A 25,100-nucleotide genomic window follows, 5' to 3' on the forward strand; every position below is an offset into this window, starting at 1 on the left:
GCATACCAGAAAGACGGTCGATCGCGAATTGATGCTGGCAGGAGCTGTTAACGCCCTGACCTGTCTGGTGATTCTGTGCACGGCTATCTGAGATAAAAACAGTCACCGGCGAAAAAACATTCACCACACATGAATGTATCTTTCTGTACAGAATAAGAAAAACCTGCCGGTCATCGGCCCGGTCTCCAATGGTATTATCAATCTTCTTCTCATTGGTACACCATTACAGGGGGGCTCTGGTGCAGCAACGGGATCTGATTGAACAGTGGCTGATTGTGCTGGTGATCGCAGGGATCGGGGTGCTGACCACGGTCGCATTCTTCCCGCTGCTCGGGATCGTCCTCTTCGCCCTCTCGATCGCCATGGTCTCGATGCCGCTGCACCGGCGGTTCCAGCGGTTCATGCGCCCCTCGATCTCTGCCATGCTGGTCACGGTCTGCGTCGGGCTCGTGCTGACTGTATGTACGGTGGCCACGGTGGCCGTGCTCGTCGAGAACAGCGACTTCATCCAGCTGGTGGTCCAGACGGTTCTGAACTGGGCGGTCTCCTCCCAGGGGGGTTCCATCTCCCTGGGGATCCCGATCGATGCGGCCCAGATCACCTCCGGGGTGAACGACCTGATTGCACAGTTCACCACCTCCCTCAAGTCCTGGATCGAGCAGATCCCGGACCTGTTGATGGACATCGTGATCTTCTTCCTGGCGCTGTACCTCTTCCTCGAACAGGGCGAGCGGCTCTGGCTTGAGATCTTAAAGAACATCCCGGCCCGGAGCCGGCGGGTCGCCTCCCGGTTTTCAGAGATGGCCGTCGACACGATGTACTCGGTCTACGTCGTCCACCTGGCGATCGCAGTCGTCACCTTCTTCCTCTCGATCCCGTTCTTCATGGTGCTCGGCTACGGGCATGTCCTTTTCTTCGCGGTCCTCTGCGGGGTCTTCCAGCTCGTCCCGTTCCTCGGGCAGACGGTGATCCTCCTCTTTGTCGGGGGGTACGCGCTCGCCCTCGGGGACGTCCGCGGGATCCTGCTGGTGATCTTCATCGGCTACCCGATCGCGGCGGTTCCGGACGTAGTGATGCGGCCGCTGCTGATGGGGCAGAAGATGCAGGTCCACCCCGCGATCCTGTTCATCGGGTTCTTCGGGGGGATCGCGGTGATGGGGGCGATCGGGTTCGTGCTCGGCCCGCTGCTGATGGCGCTGCTGGTCGCGGCCTACAAGATCGCGATCGAGGAGTTCGGGGCCGGCCGGGAGGGTGATAAGGATAATAACGATTCCGGGTGAGTATATAGAGGACCAGTGGCGAGGGTAGTCAAGCCAGGTCAACGGCGCTGGATTTAGGGTCCAGTCTCGAAGGAGTTCAAGGGTTCGAATCCCTTCCCTCGCATTTTTCGTATAAATCGAACCATTCCCGGCCAATCGTGGGCGAGGGACGGGTCGGAGTCTGGTCATCGATATCTGTGTGAGAGGGCACTCCTCACGATTCACGTCATTTTTTACAGAGACTGGTTCAACTGCCCGCACCACGAGCACAGGACACCGGGCATGCCAGACCGTCTTTTCGGCCACGCTCTCGAGGCGCAGGTACTTCTGGGCGAGGGGGCTGCCCTTCACGTTGCTGACGCTCAATGCGGTCACCTCCGCCTTGAAGGTCCTGGCCATCTCAAGCCCGTACCTGATGGCGGCCCTAGTGTTGTCACTCCCGTCTGTGGTGATCAGCATCTTCTTTCTATACGGTATCATGATCTTCTCCTTCCACCTGGACCTGATCAGGAGACTGTGCCCGCTCGGAAGAGTTCTGGCGTTTTAGGATACGATACGCTCTTGATCCCGGTTCATTTATCTGTGTGTCCCTTGATCGCTGGGTCAACGGTGCCATGTCGCTCAACCTCCAGTACCAAATGGTCTATGCTGTCAGGCATGGATCGGATCGTTGGGAGAGCCGGCAGGTGTGGCAAGAGATCACACAGAGATATCCGCGATCCTCACAGACTCGTGTTCAGGAAGAGATCTCAAAAGAGTGGGTTTTCCGGGAATCTGGTAGCTCTTCCGTTCAGGCTCACCTCCGCGACCTGTCGACCGGTTGAATCTCCTGCACAATTTTTCGCGACAGATAACTGGCGTAGATATCAGGACAGATAAAAATTCCCGTCAATCTCCCGTTGTCTTCCAGAATCGAGAGAGACTCCCGGCGGTCAGCCATCAGCAACAATTGCATCGAGAGCCCGTTCTTCTCTCCCTCTTCATGGTGAAAGAGGGATGCCTCAATATCACTCCCTCCAGTGAAGCATTTTATCGGCGCGAACTGGGCAAGTTCCTTTCTTCCGACGACAAGGTATACCAAAACCCGTTTTGCCGCACGGGAAATATCACTGCCATATCTGGTGATGAAGACTTCATCATTGCAGAGAAGGATAAGTTCTGATTTCGCCCGACGCAACATCATCCGAATTTGATTGTCCCGCGTCCACTCAGTACTCAGTTTATATCCCTGCATGAGCGGTTCCGGTGTCTCGGTCTCCAAGGCTTTCAGACGCTGATACAATCCGTCAAGGGATTTCACGGATTCCTGTTTCAACTGCTCGAACATCTGGAAAACATCAACCGGCGAGTACCGCACCGGCGACGTACCGGAAGAAACGATAAACCCTTTTTGGGCCAACGAGGTGAGGGTTTCGTAGATTCTGCCACGGGGAATCTTCGTCTGTTCGTGAATTTCACGGGCACTTGCCACCCGTAATGCAGACAGAATGACATACACCTTCGCCTCGTATTCACTCATCCCGATCCCTTTCAGATGCAGAAGTAACGAATCATCGATCATACGAGGAGCTACTCCATTCAGGAGCACTTTCTTAATATTACGTAATTGACAATTTTATAGGGCATGGTTATCACACCCTTTAAACCCACGAAATTTCAACCAACGAGATGGACATTACTTTTTCTCCTGCTCTCGGCCATGATGATCCTCATGGGAGGAGCAGCTATCGCGCCGGCTCTGCCATTGATCAGCGCAGCATTTCCCGATACACCAGACTCCCTCATCTCCTTAATTGTTACACTCCCTTCGCTCGCAATTGCCATCTCCGGCATCTTCATCGGTGCTCTTTCGGATAAGATCGGCAAAATGAAGATCCTTGTTGCCTCTGTTGCTATCTTCACCATCGCAGGATGTTCCGGATATTTTCTCACCTCGATACATGCACTATTACTCAGTAGAATCATCCTTGGAATCGGGATTGCCGGTATCACCTGCACGACATCCTCTCTGATCCCCTGTTATTACGAGGGACCTACCCGTGCCAAAGTTCTCGGTTATCAGGCGGCTGCTATGGGGTTCGGGGTATTAATTCTTGAAATGAGTGGGGGACTTCTCGCCGGGATCTCCTGGCATGCAGCGTTCCTGATCTACCTGATCGGTGTTGTCATTCTCGCAGGTGTACTTCTCTCGATGAAAGAGCCCGTTCTTCCGAAGATTGAAAAGAATACGGTAGAAGCCAATGAGGAGTTCCCTCTCTCCCTCCTCCTCTTAACCTACATAACCCTGTTTATGGGAAGCATGCTCTTCTACCTCATGCCTACGAAGTTCCCCTACTTTATTGCAAATCTTGATGCAGCACGGATCTTGGGCGAAAACACCGCACTTATCAGCGGTCTATTCCTTGGTATCATGGGTTGTGCCGCATCAATCATAGGTATCTTTTACGGGAGACTTGTCTGGAGATTCAACCAATACACGATCCTCGCCATCATATTCATCTGCTTTGGTATCGGGTACTGCAGTCTCGGGTTAGCCACGTCGCTTCCCGTTGTTGCTTTTTCAGTGATCTGTATCGGTCTGGGTAACGGTATTCTGATGCCGACGATCTTAACTTGGATCGCTACGATCACGCCAAAACAGTTCCTCGGCAGGGCAAGTGGCGGATTTTCGGTGGCCCTGAACATCGGCCAGTTCGCTTCCAGTCTTGTTGTCGTGCCGGTCATTGCCATTGCTGCGACAACCAGTACGATGTTCCTTGCATTCGGATCTCTGGCGTTTGTGATCGCCCTGCCATATCTTCTCGCGATGATGAAAGAACGGCATACCCTACCACAGGGAGTAGTCCGAAAAATGGAATCTGATCTATAATGAAGAACTCTTGAGGGAAGGTTACTCCCCTAGCCAACGCTGATCAGTGAGGCTGTCCACCCCGGTCCGGTTCATGGGACAGCCTCTGTTTGACGGACTTCTTTTGAAATATTCCACCCCATTCTTCCAGTTATTCGGCGTGTATCATTCCCTCTCTTCTCGAAGGCCGGGATGATCTCCGGGCTGCGATCGCTTCCCCCGAGGCTCTGCTCCCCGGCACGTATCCGTTCCATTCTCACCTGCACCGACGGATCCAGGCACAATGATTCTCCCGGAACGAGAGGAGAGGTTGTTATGTGTGGCCGGAACTCTCTCGTATGGACGGACGACCGCAGCAACCGGTTCAGAGTCCCCCTGACGAACCGGGGCGGCCGGTCCCGTTTCAATGTCGCACCGTCCCAGACGATGCCGGTGATCGTGAATGACGGTCAGGTGTTGATGGTCATGATGGCGTGGGGGCTTCTCCCGCACTGGGCGAACAGCCTGCAGGGATCGAATTGTCCCATCAACGCCCGGGCGGAGACGCTGGCCGAGAAGCCGCTCTTCCGCGGGCTGCTGAAGCAGCACCGGTGCCTGATCCCGGCGAGCGGGTTTTACGAGTGGAAGTGGGCCGGCTCTCGCAAGCAACCCTACTACTTCCGCCTGAACGAGTCGCCCCTCTTCGCCTTCACCGGCCTCTACGACGTCTGGCACGGGGCCGATGGGAATGCTTACCCGACCTACACGATCATCACGACGGAAGCCAACGAACTCGTCAACCCGATCCACAACCGCATGCCGGTGATCCTCAGGCCTGAGGACGAGGGACGCTGGCTGACCTCCACGCCGCCAGCACCGGACGAGATGACAGCGATCCTCGGGGCGTATCCCTCTGAAGCGATGGAGGCCGGCCCGGTCTCGCCCCGCGTGAACAACCCAACCGAGGACGACGAGGTGCTGATCGCCCGGGTCTTATGAGACGGTGATCTCGCGGTCATCCTGCTCGACCGCCATTCCACTCTCACCTGTCACGGAGATGTAGAGCCGGCACGAGAAATGGGAGGGAAACCCATGGTTCATATCACTATCCATCAGGAGACCAAGAATTTTTTGGGTAATCGGGGAAGAGATCTCGATGCTTTGACTATCCGGGCCATAATCGGTGTTCCACGATGCATCTCCGTCATCCTACCAGGTCCGGGAATAACGAGGGGGACAGTTGCTTTGTCGCAGAATACCCTGACAACATCTTTTTTGTCTGTTTACTCTGTTTTATTATTGTGCCGTTGATACAGAGACCTTCCCTCCTCAGCTGGTTCGAATTTCGGCGATGGCTCGGATGATAATCTTCTCCTGCATGGTCGAATGTCGACCATCAGTGGTGCATCTGCTGAGAGAGAGATCCAGCCGGTATGCCGGCCCTCCACCAGAGGGTGATCGATCTCTGAATACTCCATAGTCTCGGGGTCGATGCCAGTACCGGGGACTGAAGGTCTGTAAAAATGAATTGAAGGGGGTCTCCGAATCAATCCCTACATCTCGTTGAAGAGGATGACGATATCATTGAAGTCGATCGTTCCGTTGTGGTTGAAGTCGAACGCACTGATCGGTTCATTGTCGGCGATCCAGTCCATCTGGTTGAAGAAGAGGACCACGTCATTGAAGTCAAGGGCACCGTCGCCGTTCACGTCCTCATAGAGCCCGTCATTGTTGAGATCGTGTGGAGCGTCGACCGATGAGGGGAGGGGCAGGGGGGGGGTGGGCGCCGTCGTGGGGGCGGTTGTTGCCGGCACCGTCTGACTGTCGGTCGGTGAGACCGTGGTATTGTTTGTCACCGTGGTACTTGTTGTCACCGGAGTAGCGGTTGTTTCCGGGGTACTGGTCCCGATCGGGTCTGGCAACCCGGTTGTGAACTTCAGATAGTTCAGATTGAAGGACCCGCTGAAGTCGAGCTTCACGGTGTGGTTGCCACCTGGCAGGTAGACCGGCCGCTGTACCGTAGTATAGAGAGCAGAGGAGCCGGTGTCAGGCACCTGGATCGTTGTCACCTCTGACCCGTCGACCTCCATGTCGATGGTGGCCCCGGTGTTGGGGGAGGCGACCCTGAAATTGACGGTATAGAGCCCGGCCGAGGCGATCTTCACATTGTAGGTGAGCCACTCGCCTGACCTGATATCCCTGACCACAAACTGTTGCTCAGCTGAAGAGTACTCGATATCCACGTCATCACTCCGGTAGGCACCGCCGGAGTTTCCGGGGGTGGTGTCGTAGTAGGCGACGCCCTCGCCGCCCGGTGCATAGTCACATGCCTGGATCGAGCCAGGGATCTGCTGCGAGGTGTTCCACGGCGCCGTCGTTGGCTCTGGGGTCACCGTACTGTTGTTGAGCAGCGGCACCAGTGCGGCATACCAGCGGTCGGCAAGTTTCTTCTCACCAGAGGTCTGCGGATGGATCCCGTCGTACTGGTTGTCCTTAAATCCGTCATAGTTGGAGTACATGTCGACGACGATCACCGGCGACTGGGCGGTGTTCTTATCGGCCGCCAGCGCCGGAAGTGCATCGTTAAAGGCGATCAACTGGGAGTTCGAATTCCGGAACGCGTCGCTGGTCGGGATGATCTGCGCCATCAGGATCTCCACATTCGGGTTGGCCGCCCGGAGGGTATCGATGATCTGACCGACATTGCTGAGCCGCTCCGAGAGATCCACCTGATGGATGACGTCATTGGTCCCGATGTGGAGGAGCACGATGTCCGGGGTGTACTGGTTCAGCCATTTGGAGAGTTTACCCTGCGGGTCGTCGGAGGGGTCGCCGTTCAGTTCCATCCCGGTGGTATACCCCCCATGTCCGTCGTGGTCCTGGTCGAACGAGAACGAACTGAAGGTGGGCTCGGTCGTGGAACCGACGAAGTCGACATCGTACCCGCCGGTCTTGAGGTAGTTCCAGAGCAGGTACCGGTAACTGGGGTATGGCGAGTCGGCAGTGGCTCCGCCCCGGGTGATCGAATCGCCGAGCGGCAGGATCTTCACGGTCGCCTCTGCAGGGATGACGAGCAGCGACCCGCCGAGGAGCATGGCCAGCACGATGGAACACCAGAGCATCTCACCTCTCACGGGTCATCGCCTCGTCCGCTGCGGCCGGGGCACGTGGCAGGGATACACCGGTAGAGGTATAAAATTATAAAATATCGTTCAAAATCACCTGATTATTAAATAGTTGAGGTGTTCTATTGTTGGCCTTCCTTACATTTTGATTTTCCCGTGGATGGGATAGGGGATCATCAGAGCCGGCACCGGCCTCTTTCTCTGCTCTGTGCTGACCGAATGCCGGTTCGATTACGCTCCTGTCCTATAATTGTGTAGCGTTCTCCGCGAATGAAGCCCCTACATCGGTTACATTCAGAAGGGTTGATCCCAAACACTTCAATCATTAGGGAATATCACCCCATTCCAACTTCTCTTTTGGCGTTTTATTCCAAAAACCACTCGGGATTCCATTCTTTCACTTGTTTGAATAGTAGGGAATATGAAATTTAAAGATCTTCCCATAAATCTCGTGGATCAAGAAAAGAGAACGAAGACAGGAAACTATGCCCTAATCACTGCGGAGTTTGGGGTTGATATTTCTTCGGGCATTATTGTGCGATCGGCATGTGCCCCGATTGCTTTAAAAAAACCTGCATCCTTGGGATATTGCTGATAACTAAGAAGAAACTGCACGATATTTAATATCGTAGTTATTCGATAAAAATGTTAGAAAAAGATATTTGATGGATCTGTCCTCACAATAAAAACCTAATTTTTTGAAAAAGGCACCGGAGATCATAGGACATCTTATTATCCGCCCGGAATAAAACACCTTGAGAGACCATGCGGATCTTCATCAGTTATAGACGGAAGGATGCCCTCAAATTCGCCCGGAGCTTTGCTTCTTGGCTTCGCGATCAGGGCTGCGACCCATGGCTCGATGTCGAGAACGGCATCGCTCCTTTCTCTCCCCTTGCAGTGTCCGTCCGGGAGGGTTCCTTCAGAAAGAGTGCTCTCTCTGCTCAGTTAACAACACGGATGATGCCATGACGCTCGACAGGGAAAAAGAACGGATCTGCCAGGACCTCGGCAACAAGGCGTTGCTCCTCTTCGCTCGCGGGGACCTCGACGGTGCCATGGAACTTCACAAGGAGGAGGAACGGATCTGTCGAGACCTTGGAGATAAAGACGGCCTCCAACAATCGCTCGGCAACCAGGCAACCATCCTCTACGCCCGTGACAACTTCAACGGCGCCATGAAACTTCGAAAGGAACAGGAACGGATCTGCCGCGAACTCGGCAACCCCGAGAGACTGCAGGTCTCTCTCGGCATCCAGGCAAACATCCTTGCAGACCGCGGGGACCTCGACGGTGCCATGGAACTTCATCGGGAAGAGGAACAGATCTGCCGCAAACTCGGAGACGTCGCCTCCTTACAGGTATCGCTCGGAAACCAGGCACTGATCCTGCAGGCCAGGGGCGACCTCGACGGCGCTATGAAACTCCACAGGGAAGAGGAGCAGATCTGTCGTGACCTCGGGGACAAAGACTGCCTGCAGCAATCGCTCGGCATCCAGGCGACCATCCTCTTCGCCCGCGGAGACCTCGACGATGCCATGGCACTACTCAGGGAGCAGGAACGGATCTGCCGCGAACTCGGAAACACCGACGGCCTGCAGGTATCGCTCTACAACCAGGCGAACATCCTTCGGGCCCGCGGAGACCTCGATGGGGCCTTAGCATGTCTCAAGGAGCAGGAACGGATTCACCATGACCTCGGAAACTTTGAAGGGCTGGCGATCTCGCTCCTGAACCAGGCTGTCACCCTCGCACAGCAGGATCGGCGCAAGGAGGCGTCCCGGATGGTCGACGAGGCGCTCGCCATCGCATCGAAGGGAGGCTGCTATACCTCCCTGGAGGTACAGATCCGAAAGATCAAGGAGAAGTACAGGTTCTGATAGCAACTCTCATGGCAGTTCTGATTTGACGAAGGTTCCCGGCATATGCACAATGCCCGGTCGGGATTCATCATTCCGGAGAAGATCCAACCGCGGCCGGACCTACCGGATATCCGCCCGCTCCCTCACCAATTTTTCCAAACAGACCGAGCACCGGCCGACAGGGCCGGCACTCGGCAGGATCTGGACGGCTGCCTGTTCACGAGCCGGGGACCGTTCGGGATCAGGATGAAAAAGCAGATAGGTCCTGCCTGAACCTGCGCGGTTCATTCATCCATATATCTCTACCGGCTACGTCAAGACATAAACGTCCATGCCCCCAAGGAATATCGGTGCCTTCTCATTCCGGATCCAGTGCCTTACAGACCATTCCGATTCTGCTACAAATTTTAAATAACAATCTTTTTTAACCATTTGATGTTACATAAAATAAAATTAGTATTACGGGATGAGGTGAAATTGTGCATATTCCTGACGCATTCATACCGATCAACCAGGGCGTAGTCTATTGGATCATCGCCCTGGTCTTCGTTGCGCTGGCCCTCCGCTGGGCAAAGACTGAACTGACAGAAGAGAAGATACCGCTGGTCGCCGTGCTGGCTGCCGGGATCTTCGCGATCATGGCCTTCAACCTCCCGGTCACGATGGGGACGAGCGGGCATCTACTCGGTGGAGCGCTCGCAGCCATCCTGCTCGGCTCCCCGTTCGCTGCGGTCTTCATCCTTTCGATGGTGCTGATCGTCCAGGGAGTGATCTTCGGTGACGGCGGGATCACCACGATGGGTGCGAACATCATCAACATGGGTGTGATCGGCGGATTCGTCGGATACTACTCGTTCCACGGGTTGATGGGAGTCACCAGGAATTTTAACCTTTCAGCCTTCATCGCAGCCTGGCTCGCCTGCTTCATCCCGGCGCTCGCCTGTGCACTCGAGATGTTCGTTGCTGGCACGTTCCCCCTGGTGCCGGGAATGATCGCGATGGGTACCTATCATGCAGCGATCGGCCTCATCGAGGGAGCGATCACGGTTGTGGCCCTGCATCTCGTCATGAATGCCCGTCCCGATATTGTTGTAACACAACAGGGGGTGCCGGTCCATGGATAACCGCACCTTTCTAATCGCAGGGATCATCGTGGCAGTGCTGATTGCAGTCGTCGCAGTCTTCTTCGCCTCAAGCGATCCCGACGGGCTGGAGAGCACGGCCCTGATCATCCAGGGAGACAAGACCCTGACCAGTACCGCCCCTCCAACCGCCGAAGTGAAGGAAGATATTCCTGGCAGGTTCACCTATGAAGCCCCGATGAAGGACTACTCGCTCGGTGAGAGTCTCGGATCGGCCAGCGAGATCATCGCGATGGTTTCCGGTGTGCTCCTCTCCCTCGGGCTCGTCCTCGGGGCAACAAAGATACTTGCACATCCAAATAGATAGACGGCCTGACTTGTTGAAAACCTTCAACATTGACAATGATCGCAACTGATTGAACCACCTTCGAGAGGAGAGGGAGGATCGGTTTGATCGAGATCTCCTCCTCAATCGCAGCCGGCCCTATCGAATATCCACCTGCTCCCTTACCAACTTCTCATAACACACCGAACAGATCGCGGTCCCGCTGCCGGCTTGCAGATACCTCGCCGACTGAAGCCCGCAGACCGAGCACCGCCCGAACAGGCCGGGGTCGACCGGCTCAACCTCGTCGAGCGGGATCGCACCCGACAGGATCTGGACGCCGGCCTGCTCACGAGCCCGGGCCTGGTTATAGCAGCTCCGACAGATATGCCGGCTCTTCTCCTTCGGACCCCGGGCCTGCCGGGCCTGGTAGCGTTCGGTGTAGTGCACCACCCGGCCGCCGCAGACCGGGCACGACTCGATCAGGGGACCGCCGGCGATCAGAGAGTAGTCACCCGGGTTCACCTGGACGAGGGGTAGCACCGGCACGGCGGCCGGCTGTGGAGTTGCATCCTGGGTGGGTGTCGAGGTCGAGGCTGGCCGATCGTCCTGGACGTTTTCAGCAGTTTCAGCAACTTTCAGCACGTTTTCAGCAACTGCTGAAAAAGAACCGCTGTTTTTCTGCTCTCCTTTAGTCGATTCGACGCCGTAGGGATTTATTTCATTTTCATTCTCAGCAAATGCCGAATAACGGGAGGGGGAGAGGGGAGGCGCCCCTTGATCAATCATGTTGCCCTGTTTTTCTCGATTTGCTGAAAACGTGTGATCCTTATTATTATTAATAGAAGATCCTTCTTCATTTCCGCTGTCAGGTTCAGGATTTGCCGCTGTCTCGTTTTCAGCAGTTGCTGAAAACGTGCTGAAAACGTGTAGGGTCTGGATCGGCCCCGTCACCACCGTCGCCATCGTCTGGCCGGAGCTAGACAAGGCTACCCTTCGACCAGGAGGAATAGATCTCCCGGTTGAACGTGAAGGCCGTTTCTTTTCGGCGGATCGATGAGCCGCCATCCTGGCCGGCCGCGGAGGTGGTCCGGTCGTGGGTCCCCAGCGCCGGGCACTTCTCCAGCAACCCTGAATAATTCGCCCCGCGGGAGAAGTAGCCCACGAAGGTTCTGCGGATCGGCTGGTATGGGATCTGCGTCAACCCTACGATCATCTGGAACGTGAACTCGGTGAGGCCGGCCCGGTCGATGATGTCGAGGATCTGCGATTCTCGTTTGGTCAGTTTTGCGTCCTGGCTGCCGGCTTCTCCGTTCAGGGCCGTGAAAATGTCGCCGGCCGTCTTGAAGTCGTCCGGCGTCGCATACAGGCGGGTCATCTCGTCGTCGATGGTGCGCCGGTCCCGCTGAAAGAAGCGGAGCATCGCGGCTGACCTGATCAGGTCCGCGAGCATATCCGGGTTTCTCCGGTTCCGGGCGGAAGAGAAACAGATCCGGTGAGCGAACCGGGAGAGGTTCACCTCTACCAGGCCGAGACCCTGCAGGATCTCCCACATCGCCCGACAGATAGCAACCTGTCGCTGTTCGCCGGCCGGCACACTTAATGGTAACGGTGGTTTCGCCCCGGACGGATCCCGGTATCTCCGGCCCGGTCCGGGTGTCACGATCCAGGGAGCCGGCCCCGGGCAGACGATCATCGAGGCGGCCGGGTCGCCGTGCCAAATCGAGATCCCAGAGACCTCGCCGGGGGTGACGCTCGGTGGATTCAGCGGTGTCGGCTACGTCGGGATTCAGAACTACGCCAGTTCGTTCACCTGCGAGGATGTCGAGATCGCCCACACCCTCGACGGCCGGACCTACCTTCCGTTCGGGAAGGCAGGCGGGTGCACGGTCGCGTTTATGAACAGGGGGAGGGACGGCCAAGTCCAAAGCGATCTGGTGTACCGACGGTGCACCGCCCGGATGGCCTACCATCACGGCTTCTCCTGCTGCAACACGACCGGCGTCGGCGCCCAGGGGTATTTCCAGGTTTTCAGGTACCTGGTGGAGTATACGAAGGTTCAGTCCCTCCAGGATCCTAAAAAATACACCTGTCTTGCAGCAGATGGCGTTGATGAGGACCCCTTGCTCAAAAACCTCAACCGTAGCCGATGTAGATGGGAAGAAGAATATTTAAACCACAACAGGGGATAAAACCATCCAACGATAGAAAGTGACATGATGACTGACGACAGTAATTGCCCGGTAACGGGCGGGACAAACAAACAAGCAGCCGGAGGAGGCATGTCCAACCGAGACTGGTGGCCGAACCAGTTGAACCTCAAAGTTCTCCACCAGCACTCTCCTCTGTCCAATCCGATGGGCGAGGAGTTCAACTACGCTGAGGAGTTCAAAAAACTCGACCTTGCAGCCGTGAAGAAGGATCTGCAGGCGCTGATGACCGACTCGCAGGACTGGTGGCCGGCAGACTTCGGCCACTACGGGCCCCTGTTCATTCGCATGGCATGGCACAGCGCCGGCACGTACCGCACCGGTGACGGTCGTGGCGGCGCCGGTGCCGGCCAGCAGCGCTTCCCACCCCTCAACAGCTGGCCCGACAACGTGAACCTCGACAAGGCGCGCCGGTTGCTCTGGCCAATCAAGCAGAAGTATGGCAGGAAAATCTCATGGGGCGACCTCATGGTTCTTGCCGGCAACGTCGCCCTGGAATCGATGGGATTTCGGACCTTCGGCTTCGGCGGCGGGCGTGAGGATGTCTGGGAGCCGGAAGAGGACGTCTACTGGGGTTCTGAGAACAAGTGGCTGGATGACAAACGCTACTCCGGCGAGCGGAACCTCGAAAATCCGCTCGCAGCCGTGCAGATGGGGCTGATCTACGTCAATCCGGAAGGCCCGGACGGCAAACCGGATCCGATCGCGGCGGCCGGGGATATCCGCGAGACATTCGCCCGCATGGCCATGAACGACGAAGAGACGGTTGCGCTCATCGCCGGCGGCCACAGTTTCGGTAAAACCCACGGCGCCGGCCCTGCGTCCCATGTGGGACCAGAGCCCGAAGCGGCCGGCATCGAGGAGCAGGGCCTCGGCTGGAAGAGCAGCTTCGGCACCGGCAAAGGCGGCGACACGATCGGCAGCGGCCTCGAAGTCACCTGGACCAACACGCCCACGAAGTGGAGCAACAACTTCTTCCGGATCCTCTTCAGCTACGAATGGGAACTGACGAAGAGCCCGGCAGGTGCATACCAGTGGAAGCCGAAGGGCGACGCAGGCGCCGGCACGATTCCAGATGCCCATGACCCGTCGAAAAAACACGCTCCGACCATGCTGACCACTGACCTTTCCCTGAGGTTCGACCCCGCCTACGAAAAGATTTCACGGCATTTCTATGAGCACCCGGACCAGCTCGCGGACGCATTCGCCCGGGCGTGGTTCAAGCTGACGCACCGCGACATGGGTCCGCGTGCACGCTATCTCGGTCCGGAGGTTCCCGCCGAAGAGCTCATCTGGCAGGACCCCATCCCTGCCGTCAATCACAAACTGATCGATGCACAGGACATCCTTTTCCTCAAGGGCAAGATCCTGGCTTCCGGCCTGTCTGTTTCGGAGTTGGTTTCGACCGCCTGGGCATCGGCGTCCACCTTCCGTGGCTCCGACAAGCGCGGAGGTGCCAACGGTGCCCGCATTTGTCTGGCGCCGCAGAAGGATTGGGACGTCAACCAGCCGGCCCAGCTGGCCAGGGTTCTCAAGACGCTGGAGGGTATCCAGGACGATTTCAACAGCGCGGCATCTGGCGGCAAGAGAGTCTCGCTTGCGGACCTGATCGTTCTGGCTGGCTGTGCGGGCGTCGAGCAGGCTGCGAAGAAGGCCGGTCACGAGGTGACGGTTCCTTTCACGCCGGGACGCATGGATGCTTCGCAGGAGCAGACCGATGTGATCTCCTTCGCCGTGCTCGAGCCGAAGGCGGACGGCTTCCGCAATTACCAGAAGACCCGCTACACCGTATCGGCCGAGGAGTTGCTGATTGATAAGGCGCACCTGCTGACCCTGACCGCACCCGAAATGACGGTGCTCGTTGGCGGCATGCGTGTGCTGAACACCAACTTCGGCCAGACTCGGCATGGTGTGTTTACCAGGAAGCCGGAAGCGCTCACCAACGACTTCTTCGTGAACCTGCTCGATATGGGTACGGAGTGGAAGGCGGTATCGAACGCCAGGGACCTATTTGAAGGGCACGATCGCACGACTGGCGAAGTCACGTGGACCGGTACGCGTGTCGATCTCATCTTCGGTTCGAACTCTCAGCTCCGGGCTCTGGCCGAGGTCTACGGAAGTGCGGACGCACAGGAGAAGTTTGTCCAGGACTTCGTGGCAGCCTGGACCAAAGTGATGAACCTTGATCGCTTCGATCTCGCCAGATCGTAGTATAACCATCTTCAATGATAGAGAACCTCACGAAGGCGGATAAGGAACTCGGAGAGTGTGGCATAAGGACTGACGTTGTCAAGGGTATACCTGGTGGGGCGCCGCCACGAATCATCTCGTGGAATATCACGCTCAGGTGCCCCCTGAAGTGTGCCCACTGTTACGTGGATGCAGGTGAAAAGGAAGCGGACAGAGTACTCTCCACGCAGGAGGCATTATCTGTCATCGACCAGATCCGGGCGATAGGGAAACCGGTCGTTGTGTTGAGCGGAGGCGAACCGCTTCTTCGTGAGGATATGTATGATATCGCACGGTACGGCACGGAGCAGGGACTCCGTATGGTCATGGGCACCAGCGGGTACCTCATCGATCAGGAAACCGCGGCAAAACTGAAGGAAGCAGGAATCCGGGCTGTGGCGATCAGCCTGGACTCGAAAGACCCTGCCACCCATGACGCGTTCCGGGGCCTTGACGGCGTATGGGAGAAGGCCACGAAGGCGATCGGTCACTGCCATGATGCAGGGATCGCAGTCCAGATCAACATGTCAGTGATGCGATCTGCCATCAGCGAGGTGGAAGACCTCATCGGTCTTGGGACGTCTCTTGGTGTCCACGATTACCAGCTCTTCTTCCCCATCCCAACCGGCAGGGCACGGCAGATCGAGCCTCGCAGCCCGGAGGAATACGAGGAGATGATCCGTCGGATCCTCATCAGATACCGGGACTCCCGCATCAATATCCGGCCAACGTGTGCCCCCCAGTTCCGCAGGATAGCAGATGAATGTGGTATTGCGAACCCTGCATGGGGACGCGGCTGTCTTGCCGGTATCACGTATTGCCGGATTTTTGCAAACGGGGATGTCACCCCGTGCCCGTACCTGCCGGTGAGTGCCGGCAATGTCCGGACCACGCCATTCTCTGAAATCTGGAACAACTCCCCACTCTTTGCCGCACTTCGCGATCCCTCACGACTTACGGGAAAGTGCGGGAGGTGCAGTTTTAAGACAAGCTGCGGCGGGTGCAGGGCCCGGGCATACCGGCAGGAGGATGCAGCCTCTCCGCTCTGGTGCGACGGCCTTGCAACTCCGGATATAGTGAATGGAGAGATTTGCGGAGAAGATCCATGGTGTCCGTATCAACCACCGGATGTGATCCCATGAACAAAACCGTTGTACCGGACCCGACCGACCTGGCCATACTCAATGCCCTTCAGGATGATCTCCCGCTCGTATCCCGGCCCTGGAGAGCGATCGCGGATCGTCTGAACATTACGGAATCCGAGATGCTCGGACGGATGAAACGGTTGGATGGTTTGGGTATTATCCGGAGTATCTCCCCGGTGCTTGAATCCTGCGCTCTCGGCCTGCACGCTGCGACACTGGTTGCCCTCCATATGCCGGAGGAGAGACTGGAGGAGGTTGCAACCGTTATCAGCAGTTATCCAGAAGTGTCGCACAATTTCCAGCGGGATCATTATTACTCCCTCTGGTTCACGATATCTGGAAAGAATGAGGAGGGCATCCGGAGAGTGCTTGATGAGATTCTGCAACAGACCGGGATTCCGGCATCGGATATCCTTGACCTTCCGACGATAAAAAAGATAAAAATTGATGTGCGTTTCTCCTTTGTACCTGAACCGCACCAGGAGTGTAATTTTGGATCAGATTGATGTTTGCCTGCTCCGGGAACTTGAACGTGGTCTCCCGCTTGTTCCGGCTCCTTTTGAAGAGATAGGAAAAAGATTGAACCTCAGTGGGGCCGAAGTGGTGGAACGGATCAGGCTTTTGAAGGAAGCAGGAATCATAAGAAAATTTCGGGCCCGCATTGACCAGCGGAAAGTGGGAATCTCCGCAAACGCTCTTGTGGCGTGGAAACTGTCAGGGTCCTGCGATGAGGACAGGGGAAAACTGCTGGCAACATTTCCTTTTGTTACCCATTGCTATGAACGCAGGCCGGTACCGGGACGGTGGGAGTACACCCATTATACCGTGCATCACGGGTACAGCCGAGACAAGGTACACAATGAGATCAGAACAATTGCAGAACAGATCGGCAGTCCGGATTACCGTGTCCTCTTCAGCACCCGCGAGTTTAAGCGCATGCCGAACGTGAGGATATGGGAGGACGGGGGAAGTCTCCCATGAATCGTATTACCCAGTGCATGCATGGTCGGGGAACGGTCAGCGATGTGATGCGGCACCGCCACAAACCACAGACCACGGTGCCCAGTACCTATCTTGCATTCTCCGGGATGTACCGACCGGTGATCTTCTGGAACCTTACGGATCGCTGCAACCTGAGCTGTAATCATTGTTACAACCAGTCTGGCCCGGAACGCACGACTGAAGGAGAACTTACGACCGCTGAAGCGCTGAAGGTCATCGATGATCTCGCGGATATGGGTGTCCCGCTCATCCTGTTCACTGGTGGGGAGCCCCTTATGCGGGCGGATATCTGGGATCTGGCACAGCATGCCAGGAATCGTGGCCTTAAAATGGCCCTTAGTACCAATGGAACGCTGATCACTCCCGACATTGCCCGCAGGATTAAGGAGAGCGGGATTGAGTATGCCGGCATCTCGCTCGACGGGGCCAGGGCAGAGACTCATGACCGTTTCCGGAATTCACCCGGTGCATTTGAGCAGACACTCGCAGCGTTCGCTGCCTGTAAGGAGGCCGGGCTCCGGTGCGGGGTACGGGTCACGCTTACAAAGGAGAACTGCCGGGAACTTGAAGCGCTTGTCGATCTCGCCATCTCGCTGGGAGCTTCCCGTTTCTGCCTGTACTGGCTCGTTCCTACGGGTCGGGGAATCGATTCCTATACCCAGTTGCAGCTGGACCGGGACGAGGTGATCGAAGCCCTCAGCCTCCTCTACCTGAAAGCAAAAGAGACCGACCCCGCAACCATGGAGTTCCTCACGGTCGATGCCCCGCAGGACTGTATCCACCTGCTCGCTTCCATGGAGAAGGATCAGTCAGAGGATCTTGTTGATGCCCGCGAACTGCTGGAATCTTTAAAGGGCGGGTGCAGCGCCGGTACCCGCGTGGCAAATATTGATGCACAGGGAAACGTGTACCCCTGCCAGTTCGCCCGCTCACCGGAATTTCTCGTAGGGAGTGTCCGTAATCTGCCATTCAGCAGGATATGGGCTGACCCTGCCAATCCCGTTCTCGCTAGGTTCAGGGAAAAACAGGCTCGGTTCGGGGGTCGGTGCGAGACATGCAATTATCGGGATCTCTGCGGTGGCGGCTGCCGGGTCCGGGCTTATGCAGTGAACGAGAATTTTCTAGCAGAAGATCCCTTCTGTTTTGTCGAGAAGGTCTTCCCAAAACGACAATGAGACCTGTGGCCACTGCCTCAATCGATGAAAATCCTCACGTATCCATACCCATTTTTTTGATTTTCATGCTAGACTATTATCTCCAATTGTCCCCTAGAGTCTCCGTATGATCTTCATCGAAATTGATGACGATCTCTGGAATTTATTCGTCCCTTACTTTCCCACTAAAGCCCCCAACAGGTCGTCCTGATCCCGTTCCGTACACACCTGCAGAACGAACCGTCGACGCGGTTGTCTTCGTTGTCCGGATCACGCTGGTCGCCGTCGACAATCGGATGGAGATAGCAGGAACAGATCATCACGCCTCATCGTCGGACACGAGCTGGCTGCCCAGACCTGCAACCGAACGGCTGGACTTCGTCGACACATCTGCACCAGGCGATCAGCCGGTACAGTCTCCCAGACAATGGCTGATGTCCGGCAGGGATGCAGGAAGGGGACCCGACGGGAATCTTTAACATAAGAACCAGCAATTCAAAGGTAGTTATGGTGGTTCCAAATGAGGTCGGCATTTTTTTTATTCCTATTCTGTGTCGTGCTGCTCCTCTGTAGCATCGTCCAGGTCGTCTCTGCCGAAGGGGGATATACCTACACCGCTCAATGGGGAAATGGAGGTCTGGGATACGGGCGGTTCTCCGATCCGGAGGGTGTCGCCGTGGATGGCACCGGAGCCGTATTCGTCGCCGACCGGTTGAGCAACCGGATCCTGAAATTCACGTCGACCGGCGAATTCATCACGCAATGGGGGAGTGAAGGTTCCGGAAACGGGCAGTTCGAGAATCCCGGTGGCATCGCCGTGGACAGCGCCGGCAATATCTACGTAACCGACACCTGGAACCACCGGGTCCAGAAGTTCACATCGACCGGCGAATTCATCACGAAATGGGGCGGTGAAGGCTCCGGCGACGGACAGTTCAGCTATCCCTATGGTATCGCCGCGGACCGTGCCGGCAATGTCTACGTCACTGATACGTGGAACCATCGGATCCAGAAGTTCGATGCGACCGGCGCATTCATCACGAAATGGGGCAGTGACGGTTCCGGAGACGGGCTGTTCGAGAATCCCGGTGGTATCGCTGTGGACAGTGCGGGCGACGTCTACGTAACCGATTCGTGGAATCCCCGGGTTCAGAAGTTCAACTCGACCGGGACATTCATCACGAGATGGGGCAGCGAAGGTTCCGGAGACGGGCAGTTCGGCACATCATATGGTATCGCCGTGGACAGCGCCGGAAATGTCTACGTCGTCGATATAGGAACCCACCGAGTCCAGGAGTTCACGTCGACCGGCGAATTCATCACGAAATGGGGCGGTTATGGCTCGGGAGACGGGCAGCTCAGTTATCCGCGTGGAATCGCTCTGGACAGTGCCGGTAACGTCTACGTCGTCGACACCGGGAACAACCGGGTCCAGAAGTTCACATCGACCGGCACATTCATCACGAAATGGGGCGGAGAAGGTTCAGGAGCCGGGGAGCTCAACCATCCCCATGGTGTTGCACTTGACGACGCCGGAAATGTCTATATCATCGACACCTGGAACAACCGGGTCCAGATATTCACTTCGACCGGCGAATTCATCGCGAAATGGGGCAGCAAAGGCTCGGAAGATGGACAGTTCATCTATCCGTACAGTATCGCCGTGGACAGTGCCGGCAACGTCTACGTCGTCGACACCGGGAACAACCGGGTCCAGAAGTTCACATCGACCGGCACATTCATCACACAATGGGGCGGTGAAGGTTTCGGAGACGGGCAGTTCAACTTTCCTGGCGGCATCACCGCGGATAGCGCTGGCAACGTCTACGTCGTCGACACGGAGAACGACCGGGTCCAGAAGTTCACATCGACCGGCGAATTCATCACGAAATGGGGCGGTGATGGTTCGGGAGTCGGGGAGTTCAACTACCCCTATGGTATCGCCGTGGACCGTGCCGGCAACGTCTACGTCGTCGACACCGGGAATAACCGAGTCCAGATATTCACTTCGACCGGCACATTCATCGCACAATGGGGCGGTTCGGGTTCCAGAGACGGGCAGTTCAACTATCCGGGCGGTATCGCCGTCGACAGCGCCGGCAACGTCTATGTTGTCGATGAATCGAACAACCGGTTCCAGAAGTTCACATCGACCGGCGAATTCATCACAAAGTGGGGGAGTGAAGGTTTGGGAGACGGGGAGTTCACCTATCCCCGTGATGTTGCAGTGGACAGCGGCGGCAATGTCTATATCGTCGACGAATCGAACTCGCGGATCCAGAAGTTCTCCTGGGTCGCTCAGATTATGCCGCTCATTCCCAGTTTCACGGCGGTTCCAACTGCAGGATCTGCACCGTTGACGGTACAGTTTATCGACACCACAACCGGGGGGGCGACAGCCTGGTACTGGGACTATGGGGACGGGACGACCAGCACGGACGGAACGGTTCAGAACCCATGTCATCAGTACAGTGCTCCTGGCACCTACTCGGTCATACTGACCGCCGACAGGACGACATCGGGGAGCAGATCGATAACAAAGAAGGGGTATATAACGGTCACGGTCCCGCCGCTCGTTCCCAATTTCACGGCGGTTCCGACTGCAGGATCTGCACCGTTGACGGTACAGTTTATCGACACGACGACCGGGAGTCCAGTTCACTGGTACTGGGACTATGGGGACGGGACGACCAGCACGGACGGAACGGTTCAGAATCCACGCCATCAGTACAGTGCTCCTGGCACCTACTCGGTGACGCTGACCGCCGACAGGGTGCCGACAGGGAATAGATCGATAACAAAGAAGGAGTATATTACCGTCTCGGTACCACCGCTCGTTCCCAATTTCACGGCGACGCCGACCTCGGGGTCTGCACCGTTGACGGTACAGTTCAACGATACAACGACCGGGGGTGCGATTCACTGGTTCTGGGACTTCGGGGACGGGACGACCAGCACGGACATAACGGTTCGGAATCCTAGCCACCTGTACAGTGCTCCCGGCACCTACTCGGTCACGCTCTACGTCTTCAATGATACCGCCGGGTCACAACGGATCATAAGGACCGGGTACCTCACGGTGACCAGCCCGATGAAACAGGTTCCGGGAGGATCCGCTATGCCGCACGACCTCAACAATGACGGGCTCTATGAGGATGTGAACGGCGACGGGGCCGTTGACTTCAGCGATGTGGTCCTCTTCTTCAACCAGATGGACTGGATCGCAGAGAATGAACCGGTCAGTGCATTCGACTTCAACAGGAACGGGACGATCGATTTCAATGATGTCGTCATGCTGTTCAACACACTGTAGGGATTACAACGAACCCCTGCAGTTACATTTTTCAGACCCCCGGCCCTGGTAGTCAAGCCGCTTCGCTTCACAGATTCCCGGATAGCAGCGTACCCTGAATCGCTATACTGGTGCCAGGCAAATGGGAACCGGAAGGCCGGCTACCTGCTGAAGAACGAACGGCCGAAGTCAGTCGTGCTCGCATCATGCCAGGGCGGAGGTAGGGCTGAGGGCCTGGTGATCGAAAACAGAATAGCAATTGTTAAATTTGAAATAATCAATTCTAATCTTATCGTGGTGGTATATTGCATGGAGTCTTCGTCAATTTTCTATTTAATCTGTGCCCTGCTGCTCCTGCTGGGCAGTTTCCCGGTCGTTTCGGCTGAAGAGGGAATGTGTATTCCACACAATGGGGTAGCATCGGTTGGGGCTATGGGCAGTTCGGGGATCCATGTGGTGTCGCTGTGGACAGCGCTGGAAACGTCTATGTGGTCGACACAGGGACCAACCGGGTCCAGAAGTTCACGTCGACCGGGACGTTCATCACACAATGGGGGAGTGCTGGTACTAGAAACAGACAATTTTTCGGGATAGGAGGTATCGCGGTCGACAGCGCCGGAAATGTCTACGTAACCGATGAGCATAACTCCCGGGTCCAGAAGTTCGATTCGACCGGTATTTTTATCACGAAATGGGGGAGTTATGGTCCAGGAGACGGGCAGTTCAAATCCCCCGAAGGGATCGCGGTCGACAACGCCGGAAATGTCTACGTCGTCGACACAGTGAACAACCAGATCCAGAAGTTCACGTCAGACGGTACTTTCATCACCAAGTGGGGGACGCGGGCCTCCGGGATCGCGGTCGACTCCGACGGCAACGTCTACGTCACTGACGCAACTTCCAACCAGGTCCAGAAGTTCACCTCGGACGGCACCCACCTCCTGAACTGGGGAACTTCCGGCTCCGAAAACGGGCAGTTCAGCTCCCCTGAAGGGATCGCAGTCGACAACGCCGGCAATGTCTACGTCAATGACGTCGGGAACCAACGGGTCCAGAAGTTCACGCCGGACAGCACCTTTGTCACGAGCTGGGAGACGGGAGCCTCCGGGATCACGGTCGACTCTGACAGTTATGTCTACGTCGTCGACAGGGGTAATTGCCGGATCCAGAAGTTCGTTCCCGCTGGTTCGACACCGACCATCTCCCAAAAAAAAGAAGTCCCGGGCGGTGACGACACCCCGAATTCGACCAGCAACAGCACGTGCGATGACGTGAACGGCGACGGTGTTCTCGATTTCAACGACGTGGTCCTCTTCTTCAACCAGATGGACTGGATCGCAGAGAACGAACCGGTCAGTGCATTCGACTTCAACAAGAACAACCAGATCGATTTCAATGATGTGGTCGTCCTCTTCAACACACTGTAGGAATTGATACGAACTCCTGCATTTTTTTTTACCAACCTTCAGCCAGGTGATCGTCTCTTTCAGGAATCCCGGAGATTAGCGTACCCTGAACCGATACCAGGCGCTGAAGAACAGGACGGCCGGACTTCGTCGATGCCCCGGGCTATGTGGCCGTCTTGTCTCGAACGTCCATGACGGACTGGAGAGTACAGCTCAGAGAGCGTCGCGGTATCAATCAGAGGGATATCCGGACAAATGTCCCGTTCCGCCCGGGTAGATCGAACGGGGCGAACCATGCGCTGGTGACAGTCCCGGCATTGCCGACCGTGAAATTCACGACAGTGTTCGTCTCCTGATTGAGGAAGGTGTCCCTATCATACGGGACAAGGAACATTGGATCCGTACTGTGGCCCGGGTACACCAAAAGTCCCGTTTCATTCGTATCGACACGGAGGGTGCCGTAATAGTCCTGTGAATAGGTACCGGTGTAGGTTACGAGGGGCCGGGCAGGCTCTGCATCTGCCGGGGCGGGCGAGGCCTGGGTATAGGGGTTCAGGGCCGACGCCCCCGGCTCCAGCGCCGAGTTGATCAGAGCTTCCGTCTCGTTATACCAGTCCTTTTTGACCGTCCCGGAGAAATACAGGTCATCCCATCCTTTCGTTACTGCTGTTTTGAGGGTATACCCCTCCGGGAATCCATTCGTAAGGATCACAATTCCCATCTTCTCTTCGGGATAGAGTGTAATATACGTAGAGACGCCGCTCGAGAGATCGCCCCCGTGTTCAACCCGGACCCGCCCGTTTTCGGCAATGAAATCCCACCCTAAAGCGTATGCCATAATGCTGGTATTGGAAGAATTCATGATATTCTGCGGTTTGTGTGTCTCGTGGAGGGCCTCGGCCGCAATTACCTGCTTCCCGTCGATACTTCCTTCATTCAACTGGAGCCGGGCGTACCGGGTCATGTCGTTGATGGTCGAGCTCACCCCTCCAGCAGGACTGTTCACTTCATCGTTCATGAGCGGCCCGGCCACGGCTGTCCCGTTTGTCATGGGATAGGTATCCGCATGATCTCCTGCCAGGGCAAAGTCATCAAACCGGGCGCTCGTGTTATTCATCCCGGCAGGGACAAAGACCCGCTCAGCAACGAGATCTTCCCAGGGCATTCCAGCCCGCACTGCAGCCGCCTCTGCCGCCGACGTGATACCAATATTTGAGTATGCATAGGATGAGCGGAACTCGCCCGTAAGCGTGAGATACCGGAGCCTGTTGAGGATCTCCGACCGGTTGTATGCGAACGCGGATTGGAGTTCATCACTGCCATATTGCGGAAGCCCGGTCCGCTGCGAGAGGAGATCGCGGAAGGTGACATGTTCTGTCACCCACAGGTCAGCGAGCTGAAAGTCGGGGTTTATGGTCGCGACCTTGTCATCCCACGAGAGCTCGCCGTTTCCAACCATGGATGCGATCGATGCCGAGGTGAAGGATTTAGAGATGGATGCAAGTTGGAACCGGGTGTCGGGCGTGACCGGCTCCTGTGTCGTTATGTTCTTCACACCAAAGCACCGCAGGTAGATGACGGTGTCGTTCTGAACCACGGCCACCGCCATCCCAGGAACACCACTTCTCCGGAAGGTCTGCTCAGCATAGGCATCGAACTGCGGGATGATGGTGGCGATCTCCTGTGTCCCATTACTTCCTGTCGACAGGTTCGTATTCTGGATTGCAACCGGCTGGCCTGAGGGCAATGTTAAGCAGCCAGAAACGAGGACTATGCAGAAGAATCCTGTGATGATGAGTAGTGTTGTGAGTTTCAGTGAAATAAGAACCAGCTCTCTTTCTCTTGATTATATGGTTTTTTTCCAGCATATCATTATTGCGATTTGTGCTTGTTGCATAACTTAAATAGGGGGTTATTTCACCTCATTACCCCAGGGTAATGAGCATTTTTTTGAGGTACGCAACAGGGCATGATCACCCGGCCGACAGAACAGTTCCATTGTAAAATTGTTTTTACTATTCTGGGACCTCATCCTATATCCCGGTCCGACCGAACGCACCTGCAGAAAGAACTGTCCAGGCGGTTGTCTTCGTTGTCCGGATCACGCTGGTCGTCACCGACAACCCGATAGAAACAGCAGGCCGGATCATTACGACTCGTTGTCGAGTACAAGCCGTCGCGC

At 56.3% G+C, this 25,100-nt stretch carries 23 protein-coding genes and 1 tRNA gene; 18 read left to right on the forward strand and 6 right to left on the reverse strand.

All coding sequences use genetic code 11. From position 1 onward, the window contains the following. Nucleotides 1-239 precede the first annotated feature (239 nt). The 3 genes from MPAL_RS13060 to MPAL_RS16380 all read left to right on the forward strand — a co-directional run bounded on the left by MPAL_RS13060 (nucleotide 240) and on the right by MPAL_RS16380 (nucleotide 1,806). Nucleotides 240-1,280, forward strand: a complete 1,041-nt coding sequence (locus tag MPAL_RS13060) for an AI-2E family transporter (RefSeq protein WP_158303687.1) — start codon at nucleotides 240-242, stop codon at nucleotides 1,278-1,280. A gap of 18 nt (nucleotides 1,281-1,298) precedes the next feature. Beyond that, nucleotides 1,299-1,383, forward strand: a tRNA-Leu gene (locus MPAL_RS13065). Between the two features lie 75 nt (nucleotides 1,384-1,458). Further along, entirely contained in the window at nucleotides 1,459-1,806 is a 348-nt protein-coding gene (locus MPAL_RS16380; protein WP_158303688.1) for a hypothetical protein, read from the forward strand. 249 nt (nucleotides 1,807-2,055) lie between these two features. On the opposite strand, the gene MPAL_RS13075 is transcribed toward MPAL_RS16380, so the two are convergent. Next, complete coding sequence (locus MPAL_RS13075; protein WP_012619202.1) at nucleotides 2,056-2,820, reverse strand: TrmB family transcriptional regulator; 765 nt, start codon at nucleotides 2,818-2,820, stop codon at nucleotides 2,056-2,058. 63 nt (nucleotides 2,821-2,883) lie between these two features. Here MPAL_RS13075 and MPAL_RS13080 point away from each other — a divergent pair, with 63 nt between their 5' ends. Both MPAL_RS13080 and MPAL_RS13085 read left to right on the forward strand, forming a co-directional pair. Next, nucleotides 2,884-4,128 (forward strand): MFS transporter, encoded by a 1,245-nt coding sequence (locus MPAL_RS13080; protein ID WP_012619203.1) that lies wholly within the window; start codon nucleotides 2,884-2,886, stop codon nucleotides 4,126-4,128. 294 nt (nucleotides 4,129-4,422) lie between these two features. Next, the gene (locus tag MPAL_RS13085) at nucleotides 4,423-5,085 is read left to right on the forward strand and encodes an SOS response-associated peptidase (protein ID WP_012619204.1); all 663 of its coding nucleotides are present in this window, start codon (nucleotides 4,423-4,425) and stop codon (nucleotides 5,083-5,085) included. Nucleotides 5,086-5,639: 554 nt separating this feature from the next. Here the strand turns inward: MPAL_RS13085 and MPAL_RS14835 are convergent. After that, complete coding sequence (locus MPAL_RS14835) at nucleotides 5,640-7,208, reverse strand: carbohydrate-binding protein (RefSeq protein ID WP_012619206.1); 1,569 nt, start codon at nucleotides 7,206-7,208, stop codon at nucleotides 5,640-5,642. A gap of 768 nt (nucleotides 7,209-7,976) precedes the next feature. On the opposite strand from MPAL_RS14835, the gene MPAL_RS16385 reads away from it, so the two are divergent. Both MPAL_RS16385 and MPAL_RS13095 read left to right on the forward strand, forming a co-directional pair. Continuing rightward, a complete protein-coding gene (locus MPAL_RS16385) occupies nucleotides 7,977-8,183 on the forward strand; it encodes a TIR domain-containing protein (RefSeq protein ID WP_012619207.1) in 207 nt (68 codons plus the stop codon). After that, on the forward strand, nucleotides 8,180-9,091 hold the full coding sequence (locus MPAL_RS13095; protein ID WP_012619208.1) for a tetratricopeptide repeat protein: 912 nt from the start codon (nucleotides 8,180-8,182) through the stop codon (nucleotides 9,089-9,091). Before MPAL_RS16385 ends, MPAL_RS13095 begins: the two co-directional genes overlap by 4 nt. Nucleotides 9,092-9,193: 102 nt before the next feature. On the opposite strand, the gene MPAL_RS16390 is transcribed toward MPAL_RS13095, so the two are convergent. Continuing rightward, nucleotides 9,194-9,361: a hypothetical protein gene (locus tag MPAL_RS16390; protein WP_158303690.1), complete on the reverse strand. Its 168-nt coding sequence runs from the start codon at nucleotides 9,359-9,361 to the stop codon at nucleotides 9,194-9,196. 191 nt (nucleotides 9,362-9,552) lie between these two features. Here MPAL_RS16390 and cbiM point away from each other — a divergent pair, with 191 nt between their 5' ends. Then, nucleotides 9,553-10,197 carry a cobalt transporter CbiM gene (cbiM, locus tag MPAL_RS13100; RefSeq protein WP_012619209.1) on the forward strand — a complete coding sequence of 215 codons (645 nt, stop codon included), beginning with the start codon at nucleotides 9,553-9,555 and terminating at the stop codon, nucleotides 10,195-10,197. After that, nucleotides 10,190-10,522: a PDGLE domain-containing protein gene (locus MPAL_RS13105; RefSeq protein ID WP_012619210.1), complete on the forward strand. Its 333-nt coding sequence runs from the start codon at nucleotides 10,190-10,192 to the stop codon at nucleotides 10,520-10,522. Before cbiM ends, MPAL_RS13105 begins: the two co-directional genes overlap by 8 nt. Before the next feature lie 117 nt (nucleotides 10,523-10,639). On the opposite strand, the gene MPAL_RS16010 is transcribed toward MPAL_RS13105, so the two are convergent. After that, nucleotides 10,640-11,125 (reverse strand): hypothetical protein, encoded by a 486-nt coding sequence (locus MPAL_RS16010; protein ID WP_174255663.1) that lies wholly within the window; start codon nucleotides 11,123-11,125, stop codon nucleotides 10,640-10,642. A 334-nt stretch (nucleotides 11,126-11,459) separates the two neighbouring features. Continuing rightward, the gene (locus MPAL_RS13115) at nucleotides 11,460-12,176 is read right to left on the reverse strand and encodes a hypothetical protein (protein WP_148208248.1); all 717 of its coding nucleotides are present in this window, start codon (nucleotides 12,174-12,176) and stop codon (nucleotides 11,460-11,462) included. Between the two features lie 52 nt (nucleotides 12,177-12,228). Between MPAL_RS13115 and MPAL_RS13120 the strand changes: the two genes are divergently transcribed. The 9 genes from MPAL_RS13120 (at nucleotide 12,229) to MPAL_RS13155 (ending at nucleotide 22,939) form a co-directional block, all read left to right on the forward strand. Beyond that, a complete protein-coding gene (locus MPAL_RS13120; protein WP_012619211.1) occupies nucleotides 12,229-12,672 on the forward strand; it encodes a hypothetical protein in 444 nt (147 codons plus the stop codon). Nucleotides 12,673-12,699: 27 nt separating this feature from the next. Further along, complete coding sequence (gene katG / locus MPAL_RS13125; RefSeq protein ID WP_048146108.1) at nucleotides 12,700-14,901, forward strand: catalase/peroxidase HPI; 2,202 nt, start codon at nucleotides 12,700-12,702, stop codon at nucleotides 14,899-14,901. Between the two features lie 14 nt (nucleotides 14,902-14,915). Continuing rightward, nucleotides 14,916-16,061 (forward strand): radical SAM/SPASM domain-containing protein, encoded by a 1,146-nt coding sequence (locus MPAL_RS13130; protein ID WP_012619213.1) that lies wholly within the window; start codon nucleotides 14,916-14,918, stop codon nucleotides 16,059-16,061. Continuing rightward, the gene (locus tag MPAL_RS13135; protein ID WP_012619214.1) at nucleotides 16,058-16,570 is read left to right on the forward strand and encodes an AsnC family transcriptional regulator; all 513 of its coding nucleotides are present in this window, start codon (nucleotides 16,058-16,060) and stop codon (nucleotides 16,568-16,570) included. Before MPAL_RS13130 ends, MPAL_RS13135 begins: the two co-directional genes overlap by 4 nt. Continuing rightward, nucleotides 16,557-17,045, forward strand: a complete 489-nt coding sequence (gene ahbB, locus MPAL_RS13140; protein ID WP_012619215.1) for a siroheme decarboxylase subunit beta — start codon at nucleotides 16,557-16,559, stop codon at nucleotides 17,043-17,045. Before MPAL_RS13135 ends, ahbB begins: the two co-directional genes overlap by 14 nt. Next, the gene (locus MPAL_RS13145) at nucleotides 17,042-18,241 is read left to right on the forward strand and encodes a radical SAM/SPASM domain-containing protein (RefSeq protein ID WP_012619216.1); all 1,200 of its coding nucleotides are present in this window, start codon (nucleotides 17,042-17,044) and stop codon (nucleotides 18,239-18,241) included. The genes ahbB and MPAL_RS13145 overlap by 4 nt, the downstream gene beginning before the upstream one ends. A 125-nt stretch (nucleotides 18,242-18,366) precedes the next feature. Then, the gene (locus MPAL_RS16015; protein WP_148208249.1) at nucleotides 18,367-18,699 is read left to right on the forward strand and encodes a hypothetical protein; all 333 of its coding nucleotides are present in this window, start codon (nucleotides 18,367-18,369) and stop codon (nucleotides 18,697-18,699) included. A 41-nt stretch (nucleotides 18,700-18,740) separates the two neighbouring features. After that, nucleotides 18,741-21,533 (forward strand): 6-bladed beta-propeller, encoded by a 2,793-nt coding sequence (locus MPAL_RS17130; protein WP_012619217.1) that lies wholly within the window; start codon nucleotides 18,741-18,743, stop codon nucleotides 21,531-21,533. Nucleotides 21,534-21,907: 374 nt separating this feature from the next. Then, nucleotides 21,908-22,939, forward strand: a complete 1,032-nt coding sequence (locus MPAL_RS13155) for an SMP-30/gluconolactonase/LRE family protein (protein WP_012619218.1) — start codon at nucleotides 21,908-21,910, stop codon at nucleotides 22,937-22,939. Between the two features lie 214 nt (nucleotides 22,940-23,153). Here the strand turns inward: MPAL_RS13155 and MPAL_RS13160 are convergent, their stop codons facing one another. Further along, nucleotides 23,154-24,665 carry a serine hydrolase gene (locus MPAL_RS13160; protein WP_012619219.1) on the reverse strand — a complete coding sequence of 504 codons (1,512 nt, stop codon included), beginning with the start codon at nucleotides 24,663-24,665 and terminating at the stop codon, nucleotides 23,154-23,156. Nucleotides 24,666-25,100 lie beyond the last annotated feature (435 nt).

Origin of the sequence: Methanosphaerula palustris E1-9c (assembly GCF_000021965.1) — an archaeon.
Lineage (GTDB): Archaea > Halobacteriota > Methanomicrobia > Methanomicrobiales > Methanospirillaceae > Methanosphaerula > Methanosphaerula palustris.

What these genes read in the sequence shown, in the direction of transcription:
- MPAL_RS16015 (WP_148208249.1), top strand. Translation starts at nt 18,367, where the DNA reads ATGACGATCTCTGGAATTTATTCGTCCCTTACTTTCCCACTAAAGCCC.
- MPAL_RS13145 (WP_012619216.1), top strand. Translation starts at nt 17,042, where the DNA reads ATGAATCGTATTACCCAGTGCATGCATGGTCGGGGAACGGTCAGCGAT.
- MPAL_RS13075 (WP_012619202.1), bottom strand. Translation starts at nt 2,820, where the DNA reads ATGATCGATGATTCGTTACTTCTGCATCTGAAAGGGATCGGGATGAGT.
- MPAL_RS13135 (WP_012619214.1), top strand. Translation starts at nt 16,058, where the DNA reads ATGAACAAAACCGTTGTACCGGACCCGACCGACCTGGCCATACTCAAT.
- MPAL_RS13080 (WP_012619203.1), top strand. Translation starts at nt 2,884, where the DNA reads ATGGTTATCACACCCTTTAAACCCACGAAATTTCAACCAACGAGATGG.
- MPAL_RS13085 (WP_012619204.1), top strand. Translation starts at nt 4,423, where the DNA reads ATGTGTGGCCGGAACTCTCTCGTATGGACGGACGACCGCAGCAACCGG.
- MPAL_RS13095 (WP_012619208.1), top strand. Translation starts at nt 8,180, where the DNA reads ATGACGCTCGACAGGGAAAAAGAACGGATCTGCCAGGACCTCGGCAAC.
- MPAL_RS14835 (WP_012619206.1), bottom strand. Translation starts at nt 7,208, where the DNA reads ATGCTCTGGTGTTCCATCGTGCTGGCCATGCTCCTCGGCGGGTCGCTG.
- MPAL_RS13105 (WP_012619210.1), top strand. Translation starts at nt 10,190, where the DNA reads ATGGATAACCGCACCTTTCTAATCGCAGGGATCATCGTGGCAGTGCTG.
- MPAL_RS17130 (WP_012619217.1), top strand. Translation starts at nt 18,741, where the DNA reads ATGAGGTCGGCATTTTTTTTATTCCTATTCTGTGTCGTGCTGCTCCTC.
- MPAL_RS16385 (WP_012619207.1), top strand. Translation starts at nt 7,977, where the DNA reads ATGCGGATCTTCATCAGTTATAGACGGAAGGATGCCCTCAAATTCGCC.
- MPAL_RS16390 (WP_158303690.1), bottom strand. Translation starts at nt 9,361, where the DNA reads ATGAACCGCGCAGGTTCAGGCAGGACCTATCTGCTTTTTCATCCTGAT.
- MPAL_RS13130 (WP_012619213.1), top strand. Translation starts at nt 14,916, where the DNA reads ATGATAGAGAACCTCACGAAGGCGGATAAGGAACTCGGAGAGTGTGGC.
- MPAL_RS13115 (WP_148208248.1), bottom strand. Translation starts at nt 12,176, where the DNA reads ATGATCGTCTGCCCGGGGCCGGCTCCCTGGATCGTGACACCCGGACCG.
- katG (WP_048146108.1), top strand. Translation starts at nt 12,700, where the DNA reads ATGACTGACGACAGTAATTGCCCGGTAACGGGCGGGACAAACAAACAA.